22 protein-coding genes are annotated in these 23,028 nt (G+C 67.5%); 6 read left to right on the forward strand and 16 right to left on the reverse strand.

The window, feature by feature from the left end; genetic code table 11:
* Nucleotides 1–7: 7 nt before the first annotated feature.
* The 4 genes from CJZ82_RS01020 to CJZ82_RS01035 all read right to left on the reverse strand — a co-directional run bounded on the left by CJZ82_RS01020 (nucleotide 8) and on the right by CJZ82_RS01035 (nucleotide 3,888).
* A complete protein-coding gene (locus CJZ82_RS01020; protein WP_198949598.1) occupies nucleotides 8–706 on the reverse strand; it encodes a PHP domain-containing protein in 699 nt (232 codons plus the stop codon).
* The gene (gene hemJ / locus CJZ82_RS01025; protein ID WP_094554127.1) at nucleotides 651–1,241 is read right to left on the reverse strand and encodes a protoporphyrinogen oxidase HemJ; all 591 of its coding nucleotides are present in this window, start codon (nucleotides 1,239–1,241) and stop codon (nucleotides 651–653) included. The genes CJZ82_RS01020 and hemJ overlap by 56 nt, the downstream gene beginning before the upstream one ends.
* 134 nt (nucleotides 1,242–1,375) lie before the next feature.
* Nucleotides 1,376–3,349, reverse strand: coding sequence for an excinuclease ABC subunit UvrC (gene uvrC / locus CJZ82_RS01030; protein WP_094553919.1), 1,974 nt, complete (start codon nucleotides 3,347–3,349; stop codon nucleotides 1,376–1,378).
* Nucleotides 3,350–3,372: 23 nt separating this feature from the next.
* Nucleotides 3,373–3,888 (reverse strand): flavin reductase family protein, encoded by a 516-nt coding sequence (locus CJZ82_RS01035; RefSeq protein WP_094553920.1) that lies wholly within the window; start codon nucleotides 3,886–3,888, stop codon nucleotides 3,373–3,375.
* A 112-nt stretch (nucleotides 3,889–4,000) separates the two neighbouring features.
* On the opposite strand from CJZ82_RS01035, the gene coaD reads away from it, so the two are divergent.
* The gene (coaD, locus tag CJZ82_RS01040) at nucleotides 4,001–4,477 is read left to right on the forward strand and encodes a pantetheine-phosphate adenylyltransferase (protein WP_094553921.1); all 477 of its coding nucleotides are present in this window, start codon (nucleotides 4,001–4,003) and stop codon (nucleotides 4,475–4,477) included.
* A gap of 17 nt (nucleotides 4,478–4,494) precedes the next feature.
* Nucleotides 4,495–5,445 (forward strand): hypothetical protein, encoded by a 951-nt coding sequence (locus CJZ82_RS01045; RefSeq protein ID WP_094553922.1) that lies wholly within the window; start codon nucleotides 4,495–4,497, stop codon nucleotides 5,443–5,445.
* Here CJZ82_RS01045 and dacB read toward each other — a convergent pair.
* From dacB to dapF, 5 genes are all read right to left on the reverse strand, one after another.
* Nucleotides 5,420–6,715 (reverse strand): D-alanyl-D-alanine carboxypeptidase/D-alanyl-D-alanine-endopeptidase, encoded by a 1,296-nt coding sequence (dacB, locus tag CJZ82_RS01050; protein ID WP_094553923.1) that lies wholly within the window; start codon nucleotides 6,713–6,715, stop codon nucleotides 5,420–5,422. The genes CJZ82_RS01045 and dacB overlap by 26 nt on opposite strands.
* Nucleotide 6,716: 1 nt before the next feature.
* Nucleotides 6,717–7,256 (reverse strand): DUF4330 domain-containing protein, encoded by a 540-nt coding sequence (locus tag CJZ82_RS01055; protein ID WP_094553924.1) that lies wholly within the window; start codon nucleotides 7,254–7,256, stop codon nucleotides 6,717–6,719.
* A gap of 92 nt (nucleotides 7,257–7,348) precedes the next feature.
* Nucleotides 7,349–8,047 carry a DUF1995 family protein gene (locus tag CJZ82_RS01060; RefSeq protein WP_094553925.1) on the reverse strand — a complete coding sequence of 233 codons (699 nt, stop codon included), beginning with the start codon at nucleotides 8,045–8,047 and terminating at the stop codon, nucleotides 7,349–7,351.
* Nucleotides 8,048–8,075: 28 nt separating this feature from the next.
* On the reverse strand, nucleotides 8,076–9,269 hold the full coding sequence (locus tag CJZ82_RS01065) for a cysteine desulfurase family protein (RefSeq protein WP_094553926.1): 1,194 nt from the start codon (nucleotides 9,267–9,269) through the stop codon (nucleotides 8,076–8,078).
* Nucleotides 9,266–10,417, reverse strand: coding sequence for a diaminopimelate epimerase (gene dapF, locus CJZ82_RS01070; protein ID WP_094553927.1), 1,152 nt, complete (start codon nucleotides 10,415–10,417; stop codon nucleotides 9,266–9,268). Before dapF ends, CJZ82_RS01065 begins: the two co-directional genes overlap by 4 nt.
* Before the next feature lie 33 nt (nucleotides 10,418–10,450).
* On the opposite strand from dapF, the gene CJZ82_RS01075 reads away from it, so the two are divergent.
* The gene (locus CJZ82_RS01075) at nucleotides 10,451–10,672 is read left to right on the forward strand and encodes a hypothetical protein (RefSeq protein WP_094553928.1); all 222 of its coding nucleotides are present in this window, start codon (nucleotides 10,451–10,453) and stop codon (nucleotides 10,670–10,672) included.
* An 83-nt stretch (nucleotides 10,673–10,755) separates the two neighbouring features.
* Nucleotides 10,756–13,422, forward strand: a complete 2,667-nt coding sequence (gene leuS, locus CJZ82_RS01080) for a leucine--tRNA ligase (RefSeq protein ID WP_094553929.1) — start codon at nucleotides 10,756–10,758, stop codon at nucleotides 13,420–13,422.
* On the opposite strand, the gene fghA is transcribed toward leuS, so the two are convergent.
* From fghA to CJZ82_RS01095, 3 genes are read right to left on the reverse strand one after another with little or no spacing between them, the layout of a single operon-like run.
* Nucleotides 13,419–14,267, reverse strand: a complete 849-nt coding sequence (fghA, locus tag CJZ82_RS01085) for an S-formylglutathione hydrolase (RefSeq protein ID WP_094553930.1) — start codon at nucleotides 14,265–14,267, stop codon at nucleotides 13,419–13,421. The two genes, leuS and fghA, sit on opposite strands and share 4 nt — an antisense overlap.
* Before the next feature lie 11 nt (nucleotides 14,268–14,278).
* Complete coding sequence (locus CJZ82_RS01090; protein WP_094553931.1) at nucleotides 14,279–15,397, reverse strand: S-(hydroxymethyl)glutathione dehydrogenase/class III alcohol dehydrogenase; 1,119 nt, start codon at nucleotides 15,395–15,397, stop codon at nucleotides 14,279–14,281.
* 53 nt (nucleotides 15,398–15,450) lie between these two features.
* Entirely contained in the window at nucleotides 15,451–17,052 is a 1,602-nt protein-coding gene (locus CJZ82_RS01095; RefSeq protein ID WP_094553932.1) for a glucose-6-phosphate isomerase, read from the reverse strand.
* A gap of 220 nt (nucleotides 17,053–17,272) precedes the next feature.
* On the opposite strand from CJZ82_RS01095, the gene CJZ82_RS01100 reads away from it, so the two are divergent.
* Nucleotides 17,273–18,115 (forward strand): helicase DnaB, encoded by an 843-nt coding sequence (locus CJZ82_RS01100; RefSeq protein ID WP_094553933.1) that lies wholly within the window; start codon nucleotides 17,273–17,275, stop codon nucleotides 18,113–18,115.
* Between the two features lie 10 nt (nucleotides 18,116–18,125).
* Here the strand turns inward: CJZ82_RS01100 and CJZ82_RS01105 are convergent, their stop codons facing one another.
* The 3 genes from CJZ82_RS01105 to CJZ82_RS01115 are packed head-to-tail and all read right to left on the reverse strand — an operon-like array spanning nucleotide 18,126 to nucleotide 21,095.
* Nucleotides 18,126–19,019 (reverse strand): N-acetylmuramoyl-L-alanine amidase, encoded by an 894-nt coding sequence (locus CJZ82_RS01105; RefSeq protein ID WP_094553934.1) that lies wholly within the window; start codon nucleotides 19,017–19,019, stop codon nucleotides 18,126–18,128.
* Complete coding sequence (locus tag CJZ82_RS01110) at nucleotides 19,013–20,743, reverse strand: M61 family metallopeptidase (RefSeq protein WP_094553935.1); 1,731 nt, start codon at nucleotides 20,741–20,743, stop codon at nucleotides 19,013–19,015. Before CJZ82_RS01110 ends, CJZ82_RS01105 begins: the two co-directional genes overlap by 7 nt.
* Before the next feature lie 7 nt (nucleotides 20,744–20,750).
* Nucleotides 20,751–21,095 carry a DUF1257 domain-containing protein gene (locus CJZ82_RS01115; RefSeq protein ID WP_233129952.1) on the reverse strand — a complete coding sequence of 115 codons (345 nt, stop codon included), beginning with the start codon at nucleotides 21,093–21,095 and terminating at the stop codon, nucleotides 20,751–20,753.
* Between the two features lie 7 nt (nucleotides 21,096–21,102).
* Between CJZ82_RS01115 and purN the strand changes: the two genes are divergently transcribed.
* Nucleotides 21,103–21,843, forward strand: a complete 741-nt coding sequence (gene purN / locus CJZ82_RS01120; RefSeq protein ID WP_369820001.1) for a phosphoribosylglycinamide formyltransferase — start codon at nucleotides 21,103–21,105, stop codon at nucleotides 21,841–21,843.
* On the opposite strand, the gene argC is transcribed toward purN, so the two are convergent.
* Complete coding sequence (argC, locus tag CJZ82_RS01125; protein WP_094553936.1) at nucleotides 21,749–22,825, reverse strand: N-acetyl-gamma-glutamyl-phosphate reductase; 1,077 nt, start codon at nucleotides 22,823–22,825, stop codon at nucleotides 21,749–21,751. The two genes, purN and argC, sit on opposite strands and share 95 nt — an antisense overlap.
* Nucleotides 22,826–23,028 lie beyond the last annotated feature (203 nt).

Here is a 23,028-nt window from a genome sequence, read left to right on the forward strand (position 1 = left end):
AATGAGCCTAACGGCCGCCAAGCCCCAGACCGTGAGTATCAGTACCGCAACTCGTGAGCAATCCCAGCCGGCTCAGCTGGGCCGCGATCGCCTCGCATACCAGCGGTGAGGGGCGCCAGGACTCCCCCTGCTCATAGTCGTAGTAGGCCTCAGCGCCATCGAAGCCGAGCTCCGCCGCCGCCGCGATCAGCAGCTGGTAGGGGAGGCGGTATCGGGCGGGATGGGCCAGCAGGGCCAGTCCGCCAGCGGCATGGATCGCCCGGCCCACGGCCTCGGCCCGGAGCCCCGGACCCACCACAGCACTGCCCTCGAGATAAGGGGCAAGGGCGGCATGGCCAGGCTCGAAGCCAAGCCCGAGCACGTGCACCAGACAACCCTCCAGCAGGCAGCTGATCTCCACGCCGCTCCAGAGGGTGGGAACCGTCCAACCTCTCTCCCGGTGCTGGGCCAGCCGCCGTTGCAGGGGCTCGAAGGCAGCCGCGCTGTGGTGATCGGTCACGGCCAGGTGCTCGAGACCCAGGTCCACCGCCTGGTCAGCCAGCCATTCCGGCTGGAGGCTGCCGTCGCTGCAGGTGGTGTGGCAGTGGAAATTCAGCCGCCTGGGGCAACAGGACGCCTGCACCCCCTGAAGGACAGGCACCAGCGGATGCTCAGGCGCCACCGGCGAGGGCCTCCTGTTCGACGCGAAGGCGGCGCCAGCGGGCATAGAACTGAATTGAGCCGGCCATCGCCACCACCAGGGCCACGAGGAACCAGGTGGCCGCGCCGGTGGGGAACTGCCCCTTGAACACCACCAGCATCACCACCAGCACCAGCATCAGGGTGGGGAGCTCGTTGAGAGCCCGCAGTTGCCGCCCGCTCCAGCGGCAGCTTCCCTGGCGCAGCTGACCCATCAGGCGGTAACAGAACCAGTGATAGGCCAGCAGAGCCAGTACCACGGCCAGCTTGGCGTGCATCCAGCCCTGCTTCAGCCAGATGGGCTGGGCGACCAGCAAGCCCACCGCCATGGACACAGCCACCACCATGCCCGGGGTGGTGATGATGTTGGCCAGCCGCCGCTCCATCAGGGTGTACTGCTGCTGGAAGGCGCTGCGCAGGGGCTCGTCCAGGGCCTCGGCCTCCACGTGATAGATGAACAGCCTCACGAGGTAGAACAGCCCGGCGAACCACACCACCACCCCCACGATGTGAAGGGTCTTGAACCAGAGATAGGCCTCCGCTGGCAGGGCCGGCAGCGTCATCGGGGCAAGGAACAGGAGTTTCACAAGTTAGGGGAGTTGTTCCCCCGGCTCAGTGGCCTTGTGGTGGGCGCGGATGCCGGGTCTCGCCGTGGCCGTGGAGCCGATCAACCCACTGCCGCTCAACCCATCGCCCCTCATCCCACCGCCAGCGCTTCGCCAGCTGACTCTCCTTCCGCCATCTCGCCTGGATCGTCGGGATGGAAATAGCTCCACACCTGCCGGGCCAGGGCTGGACCCACGCCAGGAGCAGCGGCGATCTGCTCTGGGCTGGCCAGCTGAATGGCGTCGATCGAGCGGAAGTGGGCCAGCAGATCCCTGACCCGCTTGGGACCGAGGCCGGGGATTTCAGAGAGACGGGAACGTTTCATCCGCTCCCCCCGCTGCTGGCGGTGGAAACTGACCGCAAAGCGGTGGGCCTCATCGCGCAGCCGACGCAGCAGGCGCAGACCGAGCTGATCGGGCTCACTCTCGAGCGGCTCACTGGCCCCCGGCAGAAACACCTCCTCCCTCTGCTTGGCCAGCGAGCACACCACCAGCTCCTCGTGCAGATCCAGCTCGCGCAGGGCCTCCATCACCGCTGAGAGCTGGCCCTTGCCGCCATCGATCATCACCAGATCGGGCCAGTCCCCCAGACCGCTGGTGTGCAGGGCGCTGTCGCCGCTGCGCCGCAGCTCGGCCAGGTCGCCCCCCTCGGCCTTCGCCTGTGACCAGCGGCGGAACCGCCTCCGCATGATCTCCGCCATCGCCATGAAGTCGTCGGAGTGGCCAGCGCTGATGCTGCTGCTCTGGATCCGGTACTTGCGGTAATGCTGCTTGGCGGGCAGCCCATCGACGAACACCACCTGGGAGGCCACCGCGTCACTTCCCTGGATGTGACTGATGTCGTACCCCTCGATGCGGCGGGGCGGCTGGGGGAGGTCGAGCAGCTGGGCAAGGTCCTCGGTGGCCAGCTGATGCTGCTCGGCGCTGCGCTGGGCACGGCTGAGCTCGAATGCGGCGTTGCGCTCCACCAGCTCGATCAATTCGGCTTTCTGCTGCCGCTGAGGGTGTGCCACCCGGACCTTGCGACCACGGCGCTCGCTCAGCCAGTCCTGCACCAACTGCTGGCGGGGCAGGGGGTGCTGCACCAGCACCTCGGGTGGGATCTCCACTGACTCCACCTGACTGTAGTGCTCCTCCAGCACCCGCTGCAGGATCTCCCCCGGAGCGGCGATGCTGGCGTCAGCGGTGTAACCGAGTCGCCCCACCAGCTTGCCGGCACGCATCTGGAACAGCTGCACCGCCGCCAGCCGCTGATCCGAGGCCAGGGCCAGCACATCTCTCGACACCGAGGCGTCGGGCAGGGTCATCTTCTGCTCGGCCGTGAGCTGCTCGAGCCCCTGCAGCTGGTCACGCACCCGTGCCGCGGCCTCATAATCCTCGCGCTCGGCATAGCGCTGCATCTGGGCACGCAGCAGGTCCAGCAGCTCGTCGCTGCGGCCCTGGAACACCATCGCCACCTTGCGCAGGGTCTGCTGATAAGCCTCCGGGCTGATCTTTTCCTGGCACACCCCCGGACAGCGGCCGATGTCGAAATTGAGGCAGGTGCGGTCGCGGTAGAGGGGCTGGGGCCTCTGACGCAGGGGAAACACTCGCTTCACCAGGAAGAAGGTGCGGCGCAGCAGACCCACATCGACGTAGGGACCGTAAAAGCGATCGAGCGGGCTGCGCAGGCGCCGTCGCCGGGTGATGAAGATGCGTGGGTAGGGCTCACTCCAAGTGATGCAGAGATAGGGATATTTCTTGTCGTCCTTGAGCAGCACGTTGAAGTGCGGCTGGTGGGCCTTGATCAGGTTGGATTCGAGCGCCAGCGCCTCCGCTTCGCTGTCGGTCACGATGAATTCGATCTCGCAGACCTGCCGCACCATCAGGCTGATGCGCGGGCTCAGATCATGGGAGTCGCGGAAGTAGCTGCGCACACGGCTGCGCAGACTCTTCGACTTGCCGATGTAGAGGATGCGGTCCTCGGCGTCGCGCAGCAGGTAACAGCCCGGCTCAGCGGGCAGCTCCTTCAGGCGCAGGCTGAGGCGATCGGAATCACTCAGGAGGGGCTGGGCGATGCGGCCCATGGCAGCTGGATCCTGGGCCCGGTTCAGCCTCCGTACTGCCAGCCGGTTGGTCCCAATTCCAGGGCCGCTCCATCACGGTGCAACACGGCGGTCTTCACTTCGGCCACGAACACGGTGTGGTCGCCATGGGCCACCTCACCCACCAACTCGCATTCGACGGCGCCGAGAGCCGCCTCGAGGATCGGCAGACCCAGGGGTCCCAGGCTGTAGGGAGCAGCATCGAAGCGGCCGCCGATGCCGTTCTGGGGCTTGAAGAACACGGCGGCCAGATCCTTCTGATCGGCCGCGAGCACGTTCAGAGAGAAGCGCCGGGTGCGCTGGATGATGCCGTTACTGGTCGAATCGGCCCGCACGGCCACCACCACCAAGGGTGGTTCGAAGGAGCCCTGGGTGACCCAGCTGGCGGTGAAGCCGTTGATGGTGTCGCCCTCGGCTACCCCGCAGATGAACAGGCCGTGGGGAATCTTGCGCAACAGCGTCTTCTTGGCGGCGGCATCGAGGCCGCCACTGGCTGCGCTGGGGGGAGCATCGGTGGCCATCGAGGTGTCGCGATCGATACCTCGACTTTAAGCAGCGTGATCAGCAGCGGCGGCGCCATCCATAGGATCCGCGCCATCGCTTCCCTGCGGGGGGCTCCATGACCAAGTGCCCATGAAGGCCCTCTATCCCGGCAGTTTCGATCCGCTCACCCTGGGCCATCTGGACCTGATCGAGCGGGCCGAGCGGCTGTTCGGAAGCCTCGTGGTGGCCGTGCTGCAGAACCCGAGCAAGCAGGCCAGCTTCCCCCTGGAACAACGGCTCAACCAGATCCGCCAGGCCACATCCCACCTGGAGCGGGTGGAGGTGAGCAGCTTCGACGGCCTCACCGTCGACTTTGCCCGGAGCTGCGACGCAGCGGTGATCCTGCGCGGGCTGCGGGCGATGAGCGACTTCGAATTCGAGCTTCAGATCGCCCACACCAACCGCAGCCTGGCTGCGGAGGTGGAAACCCTTTTCCTGGTCACCGCTGCTCACCACAGCTTTCTCAGCAGCAGCGTGGTCAAGGAGGTGGCCCGCTTCGGTGGGAATGTGCGCCACATGGTGCCGCCGGGAGTGGCGGATGACCTCGCCAGGCTCTTTAATCGGTAATCTTCTGCCCCGTTGAGATGGCCGACACACGGATCAGCGTGCTGGATCAGATCGACCAGCTCGAAGAAATCGTGCTGGAGGGAAGCCGCATCCCCTTCAGTGGTGGCCGCCTCGTCAATGAGCAGGACGCCATCGAGCTTATGGACGCGGTGCGGGAGGCCATGCCCGCCCAGCTCGACCAGGCCGAGGAGCTGCTGCGTCAGCGGGAAAGCTTCATCGCCCAGGCCCGCCAGCAGGCCGAGGAGATCATCAACCGGGCCCGTCAGGAGCGGGAGCAGCTGATCAATTCCGCTGCCGTGCGCCAGGAGGCCGAGCGCCAGGTCGCCGAACTGCGAGAGCAGGCCCGCCAGCAGTGCGAGCAACTGCTGCTCTCGGCCCGTCAGCAGGTGGCCCAGACCGAGCAGGAGCACCAGACCCGCCTGGCCCAGACCGAACAGCAGTTCAGCAGCCGCCGCCAGCAGCTGGAGCAGGAGTCCATGCAGCGGCGCCAGCAGCTCGACCAGGACTTCGTGGAGATGAAGCGCCAGCTGAGTGAGCAGCACGAGCGCTCCCGCCAGCAGAGCCTGCAGGAACTGGAGAAGATCCGTCAGGAAGGTCTGCGCATCCAGCGCGAAAGCCAGAGTGAGGCTGAGCGGCTGCACAACGATGCCCTGCAGTTCCGCCAGCAGACGCAGCAACAGTGCGAAGCGCTGATCAGCCGCACCCGCCAGGAGGCCACAACGGTGCAGGACGGAGCCAACCGCTACGCCGAGCAGGTCCTCACCGAACTCGAGGGACGGCTGGGCGAGCTGAGCAAGGTGGTGCTCGCCGGCCGCCGCGAACTGGTTCGCATCCAGAGCACCGAGGTATCGGCCTCAGCCGAGAGGCCCAGCACGGCCCAGGCTCCCACCGGTGAGGAGGCTGCCGTGCCGATCAGCCGCGCCAGGCGCGCGGCCTCACGCCTCAGGCAGGTGGCTGGCAGAGGCTGACGTTCTGCACCTGGCGAAGCACGATACCGATCATGGTGTTCGGTGCTTCAGCCCCGTTCGAGATCAGGCTCACGTAACGGGGACCATCACTGGTGCTGAGCACCCCACTGATCGCGCGCACACCGGTGAGGGTGCCGGTCTTGCCGCGGAACCGCCCCTCCAGGCTCGTGCCCTTGTACAGGTTGCGGAGGGTGCCGCGCTGGCCGGCCACCGCCATCGAGGCCAGGTAATAGCCGGCATAGGGGTGCTGACCCATATTGAGCAGCAGGGCGGTGAGGAAGCGGCTGGTGAGACGGTTGGCCCGGTCGAGGCCGCTGCCATCGGCCACCCGGACCCCCTGCAGGGGCAGCCCCTGTTCAGCCAGCCACTGCATCTCGGCCTGACGACTGACGGCAAGATCCCAGCTGCCACTGGCCTGCCGCATCAACACTTCGGCGGTGAAATTGTGGCTTTCGGTATTGGCCAGGCTGAGCAGGTTATGCATCGGAGCCGAAGGCTCTTCGTGAATCAGCACGGCATCCCGGGAGAGGGGTGCATCGGAGGAAACCACACTCAGCTCGACGGCTTTGCCCCCCTGGCGCACCAGTTCCCGGTTGAGCAGCGTGCGCAGCCTTGAGGTGGGGTTGGCCACCGCCATGTCGATGGCGTTGCTCGTGAGCGCCAGCCGGGTGATCGGCGCGCCATAGGCCTCGGCCCGATCTCCGGGATGCCAGCCCTGGGGCCACCAGGCCTGAGGAGGCAACTCGGCGAGCTGAAGCCTCACCAGGCTGGGAGGAGCACCGTCGGCGCCGCCAGATCCAAGGGCCAACTTGGCGAAACGCTGCAGCTGGGGCAGGGCCAGGTCTGGATCCCCTTCACCGGTGAGCCGAAGGGTGCCGTCGGAGAGTCGCCACAGACGGGTGGTGAGGCGATAGTCGGGACCGAGGCGATCGAGAGCGAACGCTGTGCTCAACAGCTTCTGGTTGGAGGCGGGCACCCGCGGCTGCAGCCCGTTCACATCCGCCAGCAGACGACCACTGCCATCCGCCACGGACACGCTCCAGCGATCCGCTTCCGGTCCCAGGCTGGCCTGAACGCGCTGTTGCAGGGCGGGGCAGCTCACCTGGCTCTGGAGCCGCGGCAGACCTGCCGCCGCAGGTGAACCGGGCAGGCGGGCCAGAGGATCGGCGGCCAGCACCGGCAGACCAGGCACCAGGCTGAGTCCCAGGGCAAGGCCTGCGGCCAACGGCCGCTGGAACCGGAATGCTTGGGGTTGCGACATCATCACCATCTCAGGATTTGCCAAGGAGAAGACCGCTCACGGAGCCGTTGAGGCGATAGTTACGCCCCTCCAGTTCCACCGGGGCGCCGATCTTGAGGTTCTGGTTACCGAAGACCACCCCGCCATCGGTCTTGCGGCCCTGGCCCTCAAGAACGAAGCGAGCATCGAGCGAACCCACCAGGGCCTGGTTTGGATCCTCTGCGGTGACGACACGACCGTCGGGTTGGAGGGCCACCAATTTGCGCTGCAGCCTTTGCAGGTCTTTGAGCTTCACGGTGCCGTGAGGCTGGTTGCGGATCACGATGCTCACCTTCCCCTCCTCCCGAGCAGCGGCGATCAGACCCTCAGGATCCGCCGAAGGAACGCCGCGCACGTCGACGATCACGGTGACCGGCTGCATCGCCCCAGTGGCAGTGGCTAGAGCCCCACTCAGTTTCGGGCTCCAGATCACACCACCGATGGCCAGCAGCACGGCGGCTCCAGCGCCGATGTCGACCAACCCCCAGCGGGAGGAGCCGCTCGGTGCCGCGGAGGTGGACTCGGGGGGCATGGGCAACGGGCAGACGCGCAACTTTACGGAGAGTTCCCCACTCCGGCCAGGGGGGAGCTTGGAACTCACCGACGGCAGGGTCCCCCCCGGTTTCAGTTGCTCAGGCTGCCGATGAAGCGGTCAAGGGCCCGCAGACCCGCCACCATGTCGAGGCCCTGATCGGGACTGAGAGCCTCCAGCTGCTGCTCCGTATCGGGCTTCTGATCGAAGCTGGCGGCCGGGCGGTAGCCATCCGGATCCAGGCGATAGAGCTGCCAGGGGCCTGGGAAAGCGAAACGAAGGGCACCACTCTCGAGCGGCAGCAGGGCATAGGCCGCTCGCCAGGTGGACAGGAATCCCCGCCGCCGCTCCCGGGCCACACTGCCGATGCCCACGGCGGCATCCTCAAGGCGTCCATTCAGCAGCACCACAGCGCCGCGGTGGGCCTGGCAGAGCCGCTCCACCTCCTCGTACTCGGCCTGGGCGGGCCCCGCCAGCACCAGCAGATCTCCGGCGGAGGGATCACTGTCCTGCTCCTGACGCCGCAGCTGATCACCGAGGGAACCCAGCTGGGGGGCAAGATCCGGTGCATCGCGACGGGCCAGTGCAGCGGCCCCGGCATCAGGGAAGAGCAGGCGCACCGGACGCTCTGCGGGATTCAGGGACGCCAGCAGCCGCAGGGCCAGGGGCAGCAGCTTGAGCCCCTCAAAGCGCAGCTCCATGGTCCAGCGACCGCTGGGGCTGTCCACCAGGGCCTCCATCAGGGCCTCCAGGGCCTCACCTTCGGCTCTGCGCAGATCGGCAGGAAGCACGCGAAACCCTCAGCAGAGCCCAGTGACCCTACCCAAACTGTCCCGCCGCCACGGCCTGGCGGGCCCGCTCGAAGCGGGCTGGCACCGACTCGAGCTGCTCCTCGCACAGCCAGGGGCCCAGGCTCAGGCGCAGGCCGCTGGCGGCCAGCTCGGGCCCATAGCCCATGGCCTGCAGCACAGGGCTGCCGTCCGCTCGCCCTCCCTGGCAGGCACTGCCGCTGCTGACGGCCAGGCCCTCGCGCCAGAGCGCCTGCACCAGGCGACGACCCGACAGGGGGCGTCCAGCCCTGTCCCGCACCACCACACTGAGGTGGTGCGGCAGACGCTCCATTGGGCAGCCAGTCAGCTCGACTCCGCCCAGGGCCAACAGGGTCTGCAGCAGGCGGTCACGCCACGGCTCAAGCGGATCATGGCCAGCGTGCAGCTCCAGCCTCTGCTGCGCGAGCTGGAGAGCCTGGGCGAATCCCGCCGCCAGGACCACCGGCTCGGTGCCGGAGCGCAGCCCACCCTCCTGGCCGCCGCCCTCGATCATCGGCCGCAGCTCCAGGCCAGGGCGGGCCAGCAGGGCGCCGATTCCCCGAGGCCCCTGCAGCTTGTGGGCGGTGACGCTGAGCAGATCCAGCGGCATCGAAGCGAAATCGATGGGTCGATGGCCCACCACCTGCACGGCGTCGCTGTGCAGGATCACACCGGCCTGGCGGCAGCGCTCACCGATCGCCTGCAGGGGCTGCAGGGTGCCCACCTCGCTCTGGCCCCAGATCACCGAAACCAGGCGGGTGGGCGGCTCCAGCAGGTCCTCAAGCCGATCCAGCCGCACCCTGCCCAGGTGATCCACCGGAAGCCGCTCCAACGTCCAGCCCGAGCCGATCAAGCGCTCAGCGGCGGCGGCCACCGCCGGATGCTCCACGGCCGAGATCAGCAGACGACCGGGCGTCATGGCCGCGGCGGCTCCCAGCAGGGCCAGGTGGGCTGCCTCGGTGCCTCCGGAGCAGAAAGTGAGCTGCTCCACCTCAGCACCGAGCTGGGCGGCGAGCGCCCGGCGGCTGCGCTCAAGGCTGTCCGCCGCCGCCAGCCCATAGCCATGGAGGCTGGAAGGATTGGCCCAGGCGGTTCGAGTGGCAGCGGCCATCGCCTCCAGCACCGCCTCAGCCGGAGGGGCACCGGCCGAGGCATCGAGGTAGAGCTGCAGCGCTCCGCCGCCGGCGGGCCCGGCCGACGTCACTCGGCCGCGCGATCGGAGCCGGCGCGATCGCGGCTGAAGCGGGCCTGGGTTCGGGTTTCGAGCGACTGAGCCGCCAGGGAAACCAGATCATCGAGGGAGCGGCTCTCGAGCAGCTCCTCCACCCGGCGGCGGGCCTCAGCGCTGGGGCAGTTGTCCGGCCGCTGGCAGCCTTCCACGCAGGCAGTGACGCAGCTGATGTCTTCCAGCTCCGCCGGCCGCGACGACTGCGGCGGCTGTGACGGCTGCAACGGCTGTGACGACTCCGGCGTGATGGCCGGCTCAACGACACTCGCCGGTGGCGGCGCCAGCACCCCGTCGAACACCGGTTCGGCAGGCCCAGTCATGAACAGATGATTCGAACCGGACTCCCAGTCGATCCAGAGCGAGCCGCCGGGAAGATCCAGCCGGGCCGAGCGGGCGCTCAGGCCCAGGCGGTGGCAGGCCACCAGGGTGGCGCAGGCTCCGGTGCCACAGGCCAGGGTGGGACCGGCGCCGCGCTCCCAGACGCGCATCACCAGGTGATCGGGGCTGAGCGCCTGCACGAAATGCACGTTGGTGCGGGCAGGAAAAGCGGGATGCACCTCAAGCAGGGGTCCGAACCGTTCCAGATCCACCGCCTCCACCTCCTCCACCGGGATCACCAGATGGGGATTGCCCATGCCGGCCGCCGCCGCCCCGAAGCTGATCCCCTCCACCTCCAGCTCCCCCTGGGGCAGCCCCGCCGCACCGATCGCCAGGGTGGTGGGCACCTGCTCGGGCACCAGGAACGGCTCACCCATGTCGACACGCACCGTGCCATCGGCGAGCAATTCCGGCACCATCCGGCCGGCCATGGTCTCCACCTGCCAGGTCCTCCCCGGTTGATCGCCGTCGCTGTCGGCCAGGAAACGGGCCAGGCAGCGGATGCCGTTACCGCACATCTCCGCTTCGCTGCCGTCGGCATTGAAGATTCGCATGCGCAGCTCCCCATCTCCCTCGGGCGGCAGAGCAAGGATCACCCCATCGCCGCCAACCCCGAAGCGGCGGTCGCAGATCCAGCGCACCCGCTCCGGGTAGAGACCGAACAGTTCCTGGGGATCGGCGGCCTCGCGCCCATCGATCAGCAGAAAATCATTGCCCAGCCCCTGGTACTTGCTGAATGCCAGCACGGCCCCATTCCCTATTCACATAGCCTGAATCCTATGGAGACTCACAACCTGGATCCGAGCCTGCCCGGAGTGCGCCTTCTCCAGAACTGGGTCCGCCGGCGCACGCCCCTGCGGGTTCGATTCCCCGGCGGCGAGCAGCTTGAAGGCTGCCTGGACTGGCAGGACCCCGAGTTTCTGGCCCTGCGTCCTGCCGACGCCCAGCAGCCCGTACTGATCCGGCGCTCAGCTCTGGAGACCATCCAAGCGCTGGAGTGAGGGTGCATGAAGCACCCCTGGGGGGTGTGGCACGATCACAGCCACGCACTCAACGGCTGATGCGAACCGGCCGACCCCGGAACATGGCCGAGTCCGATACCCGATCCAGCACAGGCGCCAGCCCGGAAAGCAGCCGCTATCACCCCGACGCGATCGAAGCCGAGTGGCAGCGGCGCTGGCAGGAGCAGGGACTCCACCAGACACCCGAACCAGACGACGGCGGGGAGAACAACGGCAGCGGCGCAACGTTCTACGCCCTCTCGATGTTCCCCTATCCCTCGGGGAACCTGCACATGGGCCATGTGCGCAACTACGTGATCACCGATGTGATCGCCCGGGTGCAGCGGCTGCGGGGCCGCAGGGTGCTCCATCCGATGGGCTGGGACGCCTTCGGTCTGCCGGCGGAGAATGCCGCGATCGAGCGGGGTGTGGATCCGGGCGACTGGACCGACGCCAACATCGCCCAGATGCGCGCCCAGCTGCAGCGCCTCGGCCTCTCGATCGACTGGGACCGGGAGGTGGCCACCTGCCACGCCGACTATTACCGCTGGACCCAGTGGCTGTTCCTCCAGTTCCACGAGGCGGGCCTGGCCTATCGCAAGGAAGCGACGGTCAACTGGGATCCGATCGATCAGACGGTGCTGGCCAATGAGCAGGTGGATGGCGAGGGACGCTCCTGGCGATCCGGGGCCAAGGTGGAGAAGCGACAGCTGCGACAGTGGTTCCTGCGCATCACCGACTACGCCGAAGCCCTGCTCGACGACCTCGATCAGCTCGATGGCTGGCCGGAGCGGGTGCGCACGATGCAATCCAACTGGATCGGTCGCTCAACGGGGGCCCAGCTGCGCTTCCCGATCGTTGCGCCGGCGGCGGCAGACAGCGCAGCCGACATGGAGGAGTCGATCACGGTCTTCACCACCCGCCCCGACACCGTCTACGGGGTGAGCTACCTGGTGCTGGCCCCTGAGAACCCCTTGGTGGCCAGCCTCACCGCCCCTGACCAGCGCCTGGCGGTTGAGGCCTTCTGTGATCTGGTGAGCAGCCAGAGCGAGCAGGAACGCACCGCCGAAGACCAACCCAAACGAGGGGTGCCCCTGGGAGCAAACGCACGCAACCCTTTCAACGGCGAGACGATCCCCATCTGGATCGCCGATTACGTCCTGGCCGACTACGGCACCGGCGCCGTGATGGGGGTGCCGGCCCACGACCAGCGCGATTTCGTCTTCGCCCGCCAGTACGAGCTTCCGGTGAAGCGGGTGATCGTGCCCGAGGGTGCCCAGGAGGAGGCCTACGACGGCGGCGCCTGGACGGCGGGCGGATGCCTGGTTCATTCCGGGCCCTTCGATGGCCTTGAGGCCGCCGAAGCCCGCGCCGGGATCGTGGCCCTGGCTGAGGCGGAAGGCTGGGGTGAGGGCAAGGTGAGCTACCGCCTGCGCGACTGGCTGATCTCCCGCCAGCGCTACTGGGGTTGCCCCATTCCCATGATCCACTGCGAGAGCTGCGGTGTGGTGCCGGTGCCGGCGGAGCAGTTGCCGGTGGAGCTGCCCAGGGATCTGGCCTTCAGCGGCAAGGGCGGTTCACCGCTGAGCCAGCTGGAGAGCTGGGTGAACGTGCCTTGCCCCTGCTGCGGCCAGGCCGCCCGGCGGGAGACCGACACGATGGATACCTTCATCTGCTCGTCGTGGTACTACCTGCGCTACAGCGATCCCCACAACACCCGCCTGCCCTTCGAGCGCAGTGCGGCGGACCACTGGTTACCCGTGGACCAGTACGTGGGCGGCATCGAGCACGCCATCCTGCACCTGCTCTATTCGCGCTTCTTCACCAAGGTGCTGCGCGACCGGGGCCTGCTCGGCTTCGATGAACCGTTCAAACGCCTGCTGACCCAGGGGATGGTGCAGGCCATCACCTACAAGAATCCTCAGACCGGGCGATACGTGGCCCCGGCCGATGTGGCCGATCCCACCGATCCCCGCGATCCGATCGATGGCGAGCGGCTCGACACCTTCTACGAGAAGATGTCCAAGTCGAAGTACAACGGCGTCGATCCTGCCGAGGTGATCGACCGTTACGGGGCCGACACCGCCCGCATGTTCATCCTCTTCAAGGCGCCGCCGGAGAAGGACCTGGAGTGGGACGACGCCGATGTGGAAGGGCAGTTCCGCTTCCTGCAGCGCCTGTGGCGGCTGGTGGACGGGGCGGTCGCCCGCGGACTCCGCCTGCCCACTCCTCCGGGCGGACCCGCAGAGGCCAGCACACGGGCGGAGCAGGAGCTGCGCCGGGCGGTTCACGGCGCCATCGCCGCCATCGACGACGACCTCGCCCCGGGCCATTACCAGTTCAACACCGCCGTATCGGAGCTGATGAAGCTCAGCAACGCCATGGCGGCCCAGCTGGAGCTGGCGAGTGAGCCCGTGGCCATCGAGGCCCTGAACGCCCTGGTGATCCTGCTGGCCCCCTTCGCTCCCCACCTTGCCGAGGAGCTCTGGCAGCGGCTGGGTGGAGCAGACAGCGTGCATCGCCAGCGCTGGCCCGTGGCCGATCCCGCCGCCCTGATCCAGGACACGGTGCCTCTGGTGATCCAGGTGAAGGGCAAGGTGCGGGGCCAGCTGGAGGTGCCGGCCGATGCCGATGCCGCCACCCTGGAGCAACTGGCTCTCGAGAGCGACATTGCCCTCAAGTGGCTTGAGGGCCAGGCCCCCCGCCGCGTGATCGTGGTGCCCGGCAAGCTCGTGAACCTGGTGCCCTAACCCTGGGGCAGCAAGGCCGCCGCGTGGTGGCGAAGGTGGTCGTCGATGAAGCTGGCGATGAAGAAATAGCTGTGGTCGTAGCCGCTCTGGCGCCTCAGCTGCAGTGGGTGGCCGGCGGCTCGCGCGGCCTCTTCCAGGTCATCCGGTCGCAGCTGACTCTCCAGGAAGGGGTCGTCGAGTCCCTGGTCGACCAGCAGCGGCAGCCGCTCCGGCGCTGAAGCCATCAGGTCGCAGGCATCCCAGGCGCTCCAGCGGGAGCGATCAGGCCCGAGATAGCGGCTGAAGGCCTTCTCACCCCAGGGGCAGCGGCTGGGGTGGCTGATCGGCGCAAAGGCCGAGACAGAGCGGTAGAAGCCGGGATTGCGCAGGGCACAGACGAGGGCGCCGTGCCCTCCCATCGAATGGCCACTGACGCCGCGTCGGCCGTTGAGGGGCAGCTCCCTCTCCAGCAGAGCCGGCAACTCCTCCACCACGTAGTCGTGCATGCGGTAGTGGCGCGCCCATGGGACCTCACTGGCATTGAGGTAGAAACCGGCCCCGTGGCCGAAATCCCAGGCACCATCAGGATCGCCCGGCACCTCGGGGCCGCGGGGGCTGGTGTCGGGGGCAATCAGGGCAAGGCCGAGGCTGGCGGCGAGGCGATGGGCCCCGGCCTTCTGCATGACGTTCTCATCGGTGCAGGTGAGGCCGGAGAGCCAGTACAGCGCTGGCACCGTTTCTCCGCTGAGAGCCTGGGGCGGCAGATACACCGCCAGGGTCATCGCACAGTCGAGCACTGCCGACTCGTGCCGGTAGCGCCGGTGGATCCCGGCAAAGCTGCGGTTCTCACTCAGGAGTGTGAGCACGGGGTGGGTCCTCAGGGGTTGAAGTGGATCACCGAGCGGATGCTCTCGCCCGCGTGCATCAGATCGAAGGCCCTGTTGATCGCCTCCAGGGGCATGGTGTGGGTGATGAAGGTGTCCAGCGGGATCTCACCGCTCTGGAAGCGCTCCACGTAACCAGGCAGTTCCGTGCGGCCGCGCACGCCACCAAAGGCCGAGCCACGCCATACCCGGCCCGTCACCAGCTGAAAGGGCCGGGTGGCGATCTCCTGGCCGGCTCCGGCCACGCCGATGATCGTGGATTCACCCCAGCCCTTGTGGCAGCACTCCAGGGCCGCCCGCATCACCTGAACATTGCCGATGCACTCGAAGGAATAGTCGACACCGCCATCGGTGAGATCGATCACCACCTCCTGGATCGGGGCGTCAAAGGCGCTGGGGTCGAGGCAATCGCTGGCACCGAGCTGGCGGGCAATGGCGAACTTCTCCGGGTTGGTGTCGATGCCGATGATGCGGCTGGCGCCGGCCATCACCGCTCCGATGATCACCGCCAGACCGATGCCGCCCAGTCCGAAGACGGCCACCGTGCTGCCGGGTTGCACCTTGGCGGTGTTGAGCACCGCGCCGATGCCGGTGGTGACGCCGCAGCCCAGCAGGCACACCTTCTCGAGCGGTGCCTCCTTGCTGATCCTGGCCACGGCGATCTCGGGCACCACGGTGTACTCCGAGAAAGTGGAGGTGCCCATGTAGTGGTGGATCAGGCGGCCGGCGCTGGAGAAGCGGCTGCTGCCATCAGGCATCAGGCCCCGGCCCTGGGTGGCGCGGATCGCCTGACAGAGGTTGGTCTTGCCGGAGAGACAGAAGCTGCAGGCCCTGCATTCCGGCGTGTAGAGGGGAATGACGTGATCACCCACCGCCACGGAGGTCACACCGGCCCCCAGCTCCTCGACGACGGCTCCGCCCTCATGGCCCAGCACGGCAGGAAAGAGACCCTCGGGGTCCTGCCCGGAGAGGGTGAAGGCATCGGTGTGGCACACCCCGCTGGCCACCACCCGCAGGAGCACTTCACCGGCTGCCGGCGGCGCCACCTCGATCTCGGTGATCTCCAGGGGCTCGCCGGCCGCCCAGGCCACTGCAGCGCGTGAACGGATCATGGGGCCGCAAAGCAGCGGAACCTAGCAATGGTGATCGGTCCAGCTGAAAGGGCTCACATCGTCCGGAACACAAGGCCGGCCGGATTGCCCCAGTCACCCTCGGCGCTGTAGCCGCGGGCGTTGCCGCACAGGTGGCGCAGGATCCAGAAGGCAGCCTCGGGGCTGGGGAGCTGCAGCTCTTCCTGGATCGCCTCCAGTGAGCGGGGGTGCCCATCCGCGAGCAACGCCTCCAGCCGACCCTGAAGCTCCAGAATCGTGGCGGCGGCCTTCTTGCCGGCCTCCACCCCGGGCTGGTCGTAGGCATTGACGTTCACCAGCTCGGCGTAGAGGCCCACGGCCCGCTCGAACAGGGCCACCAGCGCCCCCAGGCTGCGGGCATCGAAGCGGCGCAGGCTGATCGAAAGGCTCTGGCGCCCTCCTTCGCTGAGAGCGGAGCGAGTGCCCTGTAGGAAGCCATCGAGGAAGTCGCCCGGGTACTCCCCGCCAATGGGGGCCACATCAGCCGGATCGTCGAGGGCTTCAATGAAGGTGACGAAGAAGTTGTCGACCCCGTCGCGAAGCTGCTGAACGTAGGCGTGCTGATCGGTGGAGCCCTTGTTGCCGTAGACGGCGATCCCCTGGTGCACCTGGCACCCATCCCGATCCAGCCGCTTGCCCAGCGACTCCATCACCAGCTGCTGCAGGTAGCGGCTGAACACCTCCAGCCGGTCTCGGTAGGGGAGCACCACCATGTCGCGTCCTCCAGCTCCGCCACCGGCCACGTGCCAGGCGGCGGCCATCAGCGCGGCGGGGTTCTCGAGCAGGTTTGCCACGCGGGTGGCCGCATCCATACGTGCCGCCCCATCGAGGAAGCCATGGAGATCGGCGCCGATCAGGGCCGCCGGCAGCAGGCCCACGGCACTGGTGATGCTGGTACGCCCACCCACCCAATCGAACATGTCGAAGCGGGCTAGCCAGCCCTCAGCCTCGGCCCGCTGATCCAGCTGGGAGCCCACCATGGTGACGGCGACGGCCTGCTGGGCCCAGGTTCCGCCGAGAACCTCGAGCCGGGTACGGGCCAGCTCCATGCCCAGGCGCGGTTCAGGCGTGCCCCCCGACTTGCTGACCACCACCACCAGGGTGGTGAGCAGCCGCTCCCCCAGGGCGGAGAGGGTGCGGCTCATTCCCTGGGGATCGACGTTGTCGAAGAAGTGGAACGGCAGCCCAACTCCCTCCTCTTTGAGGGCGCGCAGGATCAACAGTGGCCCCAGACCCGATCCGCCGATGCCGATCCAGAGCACATCGGTGAAGGGCGTGCCCGACGGAGCCTGCACGGCGCCGCCGATCAGCTGCTGTCCGAAGGCATCGATCCGCTCCACCTCCGCCTTGATATGGGCCGCCGCCTCCGGATCGGGCGCCAGCTCCGGGGCACGCAGCCAGTAATGACCCACCTGACGCCCCTCATCGGGGTTGGCGATCGCGCCGGCCTCGAGAGCCTGCATGGCCATGAAGGCACGAGTGAAGGCCGGCTCCAGGCTGTCGAGATGGGCCTGGTTGAGTGCCATCCGGCTGGCATCGACCCAGAGGCCCAGGTCGTCGTGATGCCAGAGCAGGGCGCAGAAGCGCTGCCACTGCACCTGGGGCTCATGGATGCTGAAATCCGGAAGCGTCGTCATGCGGGCGGGTTTCACGAATCGGCTGCCGAGGCTGAACTTATCCGTGGAAGGGCCCTCTAGGAGGCACAGCGGTGCCATGCCACACCGAAGTCGGCCAGATCAGCGTTTTTGGTATGGACGGAAACACAAACGACCCCAGAAGCTGGGTTGCCCAAATCAAGCCGCGTTAATCTTCAAGAAATATTTGTTTTGGCGGATTTCCTTGACCTCACGCCCTGCGATGGCTTCGTTCTCCCCAAAGGGCGGACCAAAACGCTGGGCTGTTTCCCTGGCCGCCTCTCTTTCGCTGCTGGGCCTTGCCTCGGGCTCCCCCCAGCCGATCCTCTCCAGCGCCTCACTGCTCACCGAGCCCGGCTTGACCGCCAGCCTCAGCACCGACAGCAGTGACCCGGACGCCTTCACCAGTGAAGGCCAGCGTCCTGATCCCATTGATTTCACTCCCGAGGAACTGAAGGAGCTGCAGCGCCGCTTCGGGGTGCACGGACCCCAGGCCCCCCTGGCCCAGCTGTTCACCCGTGGCCTCGATCAACTCACGCCCCTGAGGGCCCTCACCGTCGAGCGGCTTGCGGAGCTGCGGCCCACGATCCTGCAGGAGAGCCGCCGCTACCAGATCAACCCGATGCTGGTGGCGGCCGTGCTCTTCGATGAAATTCAGCACGCCAAACCAGGCGAGGACTTGCCCCTGGCCGCCCAGTCGGGCTTGTTCAGCACCCACGGACCCGCCCAGCTCGGCATCGGCGAACTGATCCATCAGGGTCTGCTACCCGCCGATCCCACGGCCGATCAGATCCAGGCGGCGCGGCTGGAGTTGCTTGATCCGAAGCGCAACGTCACCCTGCTGGTGGGCAAGTTCGCCCGCCTGAGCCGCGAACTGGGCCTGCCTACCGACCGCCAGATGCAGGCCAGCCGCAGCCCCCGCGATGCCAAGGCACTGGCCACCCTTGCCTACCTGCACAACGGCAAACTCGACTATCCCGCCCGGATCCTGAGCTATATGCAGGACCCCGAGCTGCATGGCCTGATCTACTCGGAGCAGAAGCCCCAGCTCTCGCCCCTGATCTGAAGCGAACTTTTCAGCAGAGCTGACCGAGGGCCCCCAGCCGGCTCTGAAGAGCAACCCAGTTGAAACTGCGTGGATCTGCCCGCTCTCCACCCAGATCCACATGACGGTGGGTGGTGATGTGAGCGGCAGGAATGGGAAAGCGGCGCATCCAGTCGCTGAGCACCAGGGCCAGGGCGTCGTACTGCTTGCTGCTGTAGCCGCTGTGGCCCGGATCGTTGTCTTCCCCATCCAGGGGGGTTTCCAGTGCGATGTGAAGGGCAAAGTTGTTGATCGACCCCCCCACCTTGGAATTGGTGACCACCCAGCGGCCGTTGAAGGCGGAATTACCAGCCCCGAAGGCCCGTTGGCTGGGATCGAGTACATCGATCACCTGGCCATCGAGGCCAATCAGGGTGTGATAACTCACCTGATCCTCATCCCTGGGATGGGGGGTCTGGAAAGTGCGCAGGGCTGAGCCGATGCCGTACACGGTTTCATGCAGAACCACCATCTGGGGAGTGGGATCGATCGGATGGCCGAAGGCATCGCGCTCAAAGCGCACCCCGTAGTTGCTGGGGTCGATCTGCAGACGTCTTCGGCGCACAGGCAACTCCGCGAGCTCCCCCTCCAGCCGCAACCGCAGCCGTGGCTGCAGGTCGACACACTGGCGGCCCAGGGGACTGACCCAGGCCGGCCGCGGCGGCGGCATGGGCGCCGGCCGGCCGGCCGGCGGCTCACGCGAGGGGGTGGGCTGGGTGACCTGCTCGAGCAGTTGCAGCAGCGACGGGCGGCTGGCAGCCTCCGAGCTGGCGGTGAGATCACGGGCCAGCCAGCCCAGGCCACCGAGGGCCAGGATCGCCCCTCCGCTCAGCAGACCCACGGCCAGGGGGTTGGCCCGCAGGCGCTGCAGAAGGGAGCTCAACATGGCACCACACCCAGCCACTCGCGACGGCGCTCCAACGCCTCGGGGGCGGCGGCGGGATCCACCAGCAGCCGCCAACGCTCGATCGCCGGCGCCCCAGCGGTGATCACTAGGGTGCGCAGACGTCCCCTCCGGCTGATGGTGATCGCCTGACGCCCTCCGGCCTGCAGGAGCGGAGCCAGGTCCTCGGGCTTGCGCAGACGCAGACCCTCCAGGGCAATCAGCTCATCGCCCACCACGAGGCCTGCCTCCTGGGAGGGGCCACCGCGCACCACACGAACCACCTCAAGAGTTCCTCCCTGAAGCGACGCCGTCAGCCCGACGTGGGGGGAAGAGGCCAGCTGAGGCTCCAGCATCAGTCCCACATCCTGGAGGTAGGCGGGCAGATCGGGATCCTCACAGCCATCAAGCCAGGCCGGCAAGCATTTGGCCAGACCAGGCGAGCGGGCGCAGAAGGCCTCCAGCAGGTCCTGCTCCCGGTATCCCCGCCCCCATTGACCCAGGCGGGCCCAGAGATCACGCAGCACTTGGGCCAGACACGACCCCGAGCGGCGCAACTCCAGATCGAGTGCCAAAGAAACAATGGCTCCCTTGAGGTAATAGCTGATCTGATTGTCGTCGCTGTTGGCCTCACGCCGGTAGAGCTTCACCCAGGCCTCCTCAGCACTCTGGCGCAGACTCTGTCCAGCAATACGGCCAGGGGTGAGCAGGTAGCGGCTGAGATCCCTGCCTAAGTCATGCAGCACGTCTTCTTCGCTCGATAGACCAGCCAGGTGGGGCAGGAGCTGGTCGCAATAGCTGGTGACGCCTTCGGCGAACCACAGACCAGGCACAATCACGGGCTTGTTGTACTCGATCGGGCAAAGGGCCGCGGGCCTCAGCCGGCGCACATTCCACTGGTGGAGATACTCATGAGCCACCAGTTGCAGCAGCTGGCGGTAACCCTCAGGCTTGAGCAGGGCCTGGCGGCCGAATTGCAGAACCGTGGAGCTGTCGTGCTCCAGGCCGCCATAGCCCTGATCGAGCAGATGCAGCACGAACAGGTACGCGGGAGCTGCAGGAGCGGGCTCGCCCATCAGCCGGCAGCAGGCCTCACACACAGCCGCCACGTCCTGCAGCAGCGAGGGGTGGGCCTTGATCAGACTGTCTGGAGCAGCGTCGGCAGGCGCGGTGGCATCCCAGCAGACCCAGCGATGGGGCACCCCGGCCACAGTGAACGTGTGATCGCGGTGGGGGCCCGCTTCCACCGGAGTGTCCACCAGCTGATCGAAGTCGACCGCCAGCCAGGATCCATCGGCCTGAAGCGGCAAGGGAACAAAGGCCTGCCAGCCAGACGGCAACCGCAAGCTGAGCCGGTGGGGGGACCAGCGTTCCCCCTCCACCTGCAGTGCCAGGGCCGCAAGGGCCAGAAAGCCGTGGTCGCCATCAAGGTGACAGGTGCGCACGCTCAGGTCAGCGGCCAGCACCTTGTAGTGGATCTCGATCGGCTCCAGAGACGGCAGCTCCAGCCGCCAGCCGGAGGGCTCAGTGCGGCTCAGCTGCAGGCTCTGGGTTCCCTGGCGGATCTCCAGGGCTTCGAGGTGGCGGACGTAGTCGCGGATCAGGTAGGAACCCGGGGTCCAGGCGGGCAGGCGCAGGCGCAGCACCGGAGTGGCCGGTGTGCAGCGGAGGCTGACGTGGACCAGGTGGCTGTGGGGTTGGCCCAGATCCAGGGAGAGGTCAACCACCCGTGCCTCAGGACACCAGTTCAATCGTGGCCATCGGCAGCTCGAGTGCAGCGTCCTGCAAGGCAAGCCGGGCGGCATAGCCACGGGTTAGCCGGCCCAGAAACGTCTGCAGAGGACGGGAGCGGCTCAGCCGCTGCAGATCCCCGAGCAGGGCCAGGCTGCCGTCGGCCTGGCGGCTCCAGCCGATCCACTGATCACCGGCGAAGCGAACCTTGAGATCCACCGGTGTGCGCTCTCCGGCAAAGCCTTCAAGAACTCCGGCTCGGATCGGATCACAGCCGAGTTCGACCAGAGACGCTGCCAGCAGATCCAGATCGCGGATCACCGTTGGCAGGATGGAGAGATGGGACAAGACACCAATGCCCGCTTCGACAGACCCTAGCGATCCGCCCGGTTGTGTCCAGTGGCCGTTGGCACAGCCCTGGCCCCCCCAAGCCGTGGAGCTGCGGCTTGGGGTGATGGCCTCCGGGGAAGGTTCGAACTTCGAAGCGCTGGTGGCGGCCTGCCGCCAGGGTCCGCTTCGGGGCCGGGTGCTCCAGCTGGTGGTGAACAATCCGGGCTGCGGCGCCCAGGCCCGCGCCGATCGGCTGGGCATCCCTTGCGCCCTAGTGGATCACCGCCGGCACCGAAGCCGCGAAGCGCTGGATGGCGCCCTGATCGAGACCTTCAGCGCCACCGGCGTCGATCTGGTGGTGATGGCCGGCTGGATGCGGATCGTCACCCCGCGCCTGATCAACGCCTTCCCCTCGCGCCTGATCAACATCCATCCATCGCTGCTGCCCAGCTTCCGGGGCCTCGATGCCGTTGGCCAGGCCCTCGCTGCAGGGGTCACCCTCAGCGGCTGCACCGCCCATCTGGTCACCGAGGACCTCGACGGAGGTCCGATTCTTGCCCAGGCCAGTGTTCCCGTGCTCCCTGGCGACGACCGCGACAGCCTGGCCGCGCGTATTCACCAGCAGGAGCACCGCCTGCTGCCCCTGGCGGTGGCCATCGCCGCCGAGAGGCTCAGGGATAGAACGGCAGCAGCGGCAGACCCATGGCTGACGGCAGTCCGGCCATCAGATTCAGACACTGCAACCCCTGACCCGCCTGGCCCTTGACCAGGTTGTCGACGGCGCTCATCAGGATCAGCTGGCCGGTGCGACGGTCGGCCTGGACCGAAAGCAGAGCCCGGTTGGTCTGACGAGTCCATTTGGTTGAGGGGTAGGTGCCCACCGGCAACACCTCCACACAGGGACTGTGGCGGTAAGCGGCCTGAAGCACGGTGGTGCAGTCTTCGGCGGTCAGGCCCGGATCCCGCAGCCGGCCGTAGACCGTGGCCAGAAGACCCCGCACCATCGGCATCAGGTGAGGGGTGAACTGCAGCTGGATCGGCTGCCCCGCCACCTGGCTGGCGGTCTGCTCGATCTCGCTCGTATGACGGTGGCCCACCACGCCATAGGGAGCCACGGCCTCGGCCGCCTCCGCCAGCAGCAGGTTCTCCTTGGCGGCGCGACCACCGCCGGAGGTGCCCGTCTTGGCATCGATGATGATGCCGCTGCGATCGATCAGACCCTGCTTGAGAAAGGGCAGCAGCGGCAGCAGGCTGGCGGTGGGGAAGCAGCCTGGGGCCGCCACCAGCCGCGCGGCGGCTACACGAGCCTCCTCCCACTCCACCAGGCCATAGACCGCCTCGGCGCAGAGCGCTTGATCGTGACGCTCGAACTGTTCGGCCTCGCTGGAGTACACCTCCTTCCACTGGGCCAGGGAGCGGTAGCGGTAATCGGCGGAGAGATCCACCACCTTCACCCCCAGCTCCAGCAGGGCGGGCACCAGCTGGGAGGCCAGCCCACTGGGAAGGCTGAGCACCGCGAAGTCCGCCTCGGCGGCGATGGCTTCGGGGTCGGGGGCCCGCACCACCGGATTGCCCTTCAGGGGCAGAAAGGGAACCAGTTCACTCCAGGCGCGGCCAGCACTGCGCTCGCCTCCCAGATAGCTGACCACGAACTCGGGGTGGTCGTGAAGCAGGCGCAGGGTCTGAAGGCCGCCGTAGCCACTGGCGCCGATCACCGCGACGCGCCGGGCTGCTGTGGGGCTGACCATGCCGGAGGATCTGGGGCGATGATCGTACCGGTCGCCCGCTCACGTTGAGCCAGCAACTGATAGAGAATGCTCGATACTTGGTTGAGCTGTTCTGACTGTTCGCTCCGAGCGTTCCGCTCCCCTCGCCGGCGCCTCTGAGGCTCCACCACTTCAGGATCAGGGCCACGACCCGGTCCACTTCGACTCGATCGCCGATGCCCTCG

Origin of the sequence: Synechococcus sp. 1G10 (genome assembly GCF_002252625.1) — a bacterium.
Lineage (GTDB): Bacteria > Cyanobacteriota > Cyanobacteriia > PCC-6307 > Cyanobiaceae > Regnicoccus_A.

Bases quoted from the DNA above. Each gene is read 5' to 3' on its own strand.
- CJZ82_RS01020 (WP_198949598.1), bottom strand. From the start codon at position 706: ATGCCCGCTGGCGCCGCCTTCGCGTCGAACAGGAGGCCCTCGCCGGTG.
- hemJ (WP_094554127.1), bottom strand. From the start codon at position 1,241: ATGACGCTGCCGGCCCTGCCAGCGGAGGCCTATCTCTGGTTCAAGACC.
- uvrC (WP_094553919.1), bottom strand. From the start codon at position 3,349: ATGGGCCGCATCGCCCAGCCCCTCCTGAGTGATTCCGATCGCCTCAGC.
- CJZ82_RS01035 (WP_094553920.1), bottom strand. From the start codon at position 3,888: ATGGCCACCGATGCTCCCCCCAGCGCAGCCAGTGGCGGCCTCGATGCC.
- coaD (WP_094553921.1), top strand. From the start codon at position 4,001: ATGAAGGCCCTCTATCCCGGCAGTTTCGATCCGCTCACCCTGGGCCAT.
- CJZ82_RS01045 (WP_094553922.1), top strand. From the start codon at position 4,495: ATGGCCGACACACGGATCAGCGTGCTGGATCAGATCGACCAGCTCGAA.
- dacB (WP_094553923.1), bottom strand. From the start codon at position 6,715: ATGGTGATGATGTCGCAACCCCAAGCATTCCGGTTCCAGCGGCCGTTG.
- CJZ82_RS01055 (WP_094553924.1), bottom strand. From the start codon at position 7,256: ATGCCCCCCGAGTCCACCTCCGCGGCACCGAGCGGCTCCTCCCGCTGG.
- CJZ82_RS01075 (WP_094553928.1), top strand. From the start codon at position 10,451: ATGGAGACTCACAACCTGGATCCGAGCCTGCCCGGAGTGCGCCTTCTC.
- leuS (WP_094553929.1), top strand. From the start codon at position 10,756: ATGGCCGAGTCCGATACCCGATCCAGCACAGGCGCCAGCCCGGAAAGC.
- CJZ82_RS01090 (WP_094553931.1), bottom strand. From the start codon at position 15,397: ATGATCCGTTCACGCGCTGCAGTGGCCTGGGCGGCCGGCGAGCCCCTG.
- CJZ82_RS01095 (WP_094553932.1), bottom strand. From the start codon at position 17,052: ATGACGACGCTTCCGGATTTCAGCATCCATGAGCCCCAGGTGCAGTGG.
- CJZ82_RS01100 (WP_094553933.1), top strand. From the start codon at position 17,273: ATGGCTTCGTTCTCCCCAAAGGGCGGACCAAAACGCTGGGCTGTTTCC.
- CJZ82_RS01105 (WP_094553934.1), bottom strand. From the start codon at position 19,019: ATGTTGAGCTCCCTTCTGCAGCGCCTGCGGGCCAACCCCCTGGCCGTG.
- purN (WP_369820001.1), top strand. From the start codon at position 21,103: ATGCCCGCTTCGACAGACCCTAGCGATCCGCCCGGTTGTGTCCAGTGG.
- argC (WP_094553936.1), bottom strand. From the start codon at position 22,825: ATGGTCAGCCCCACAGCAGCCCGGCGCGTCGCGGTGATCGGCGCCAGT.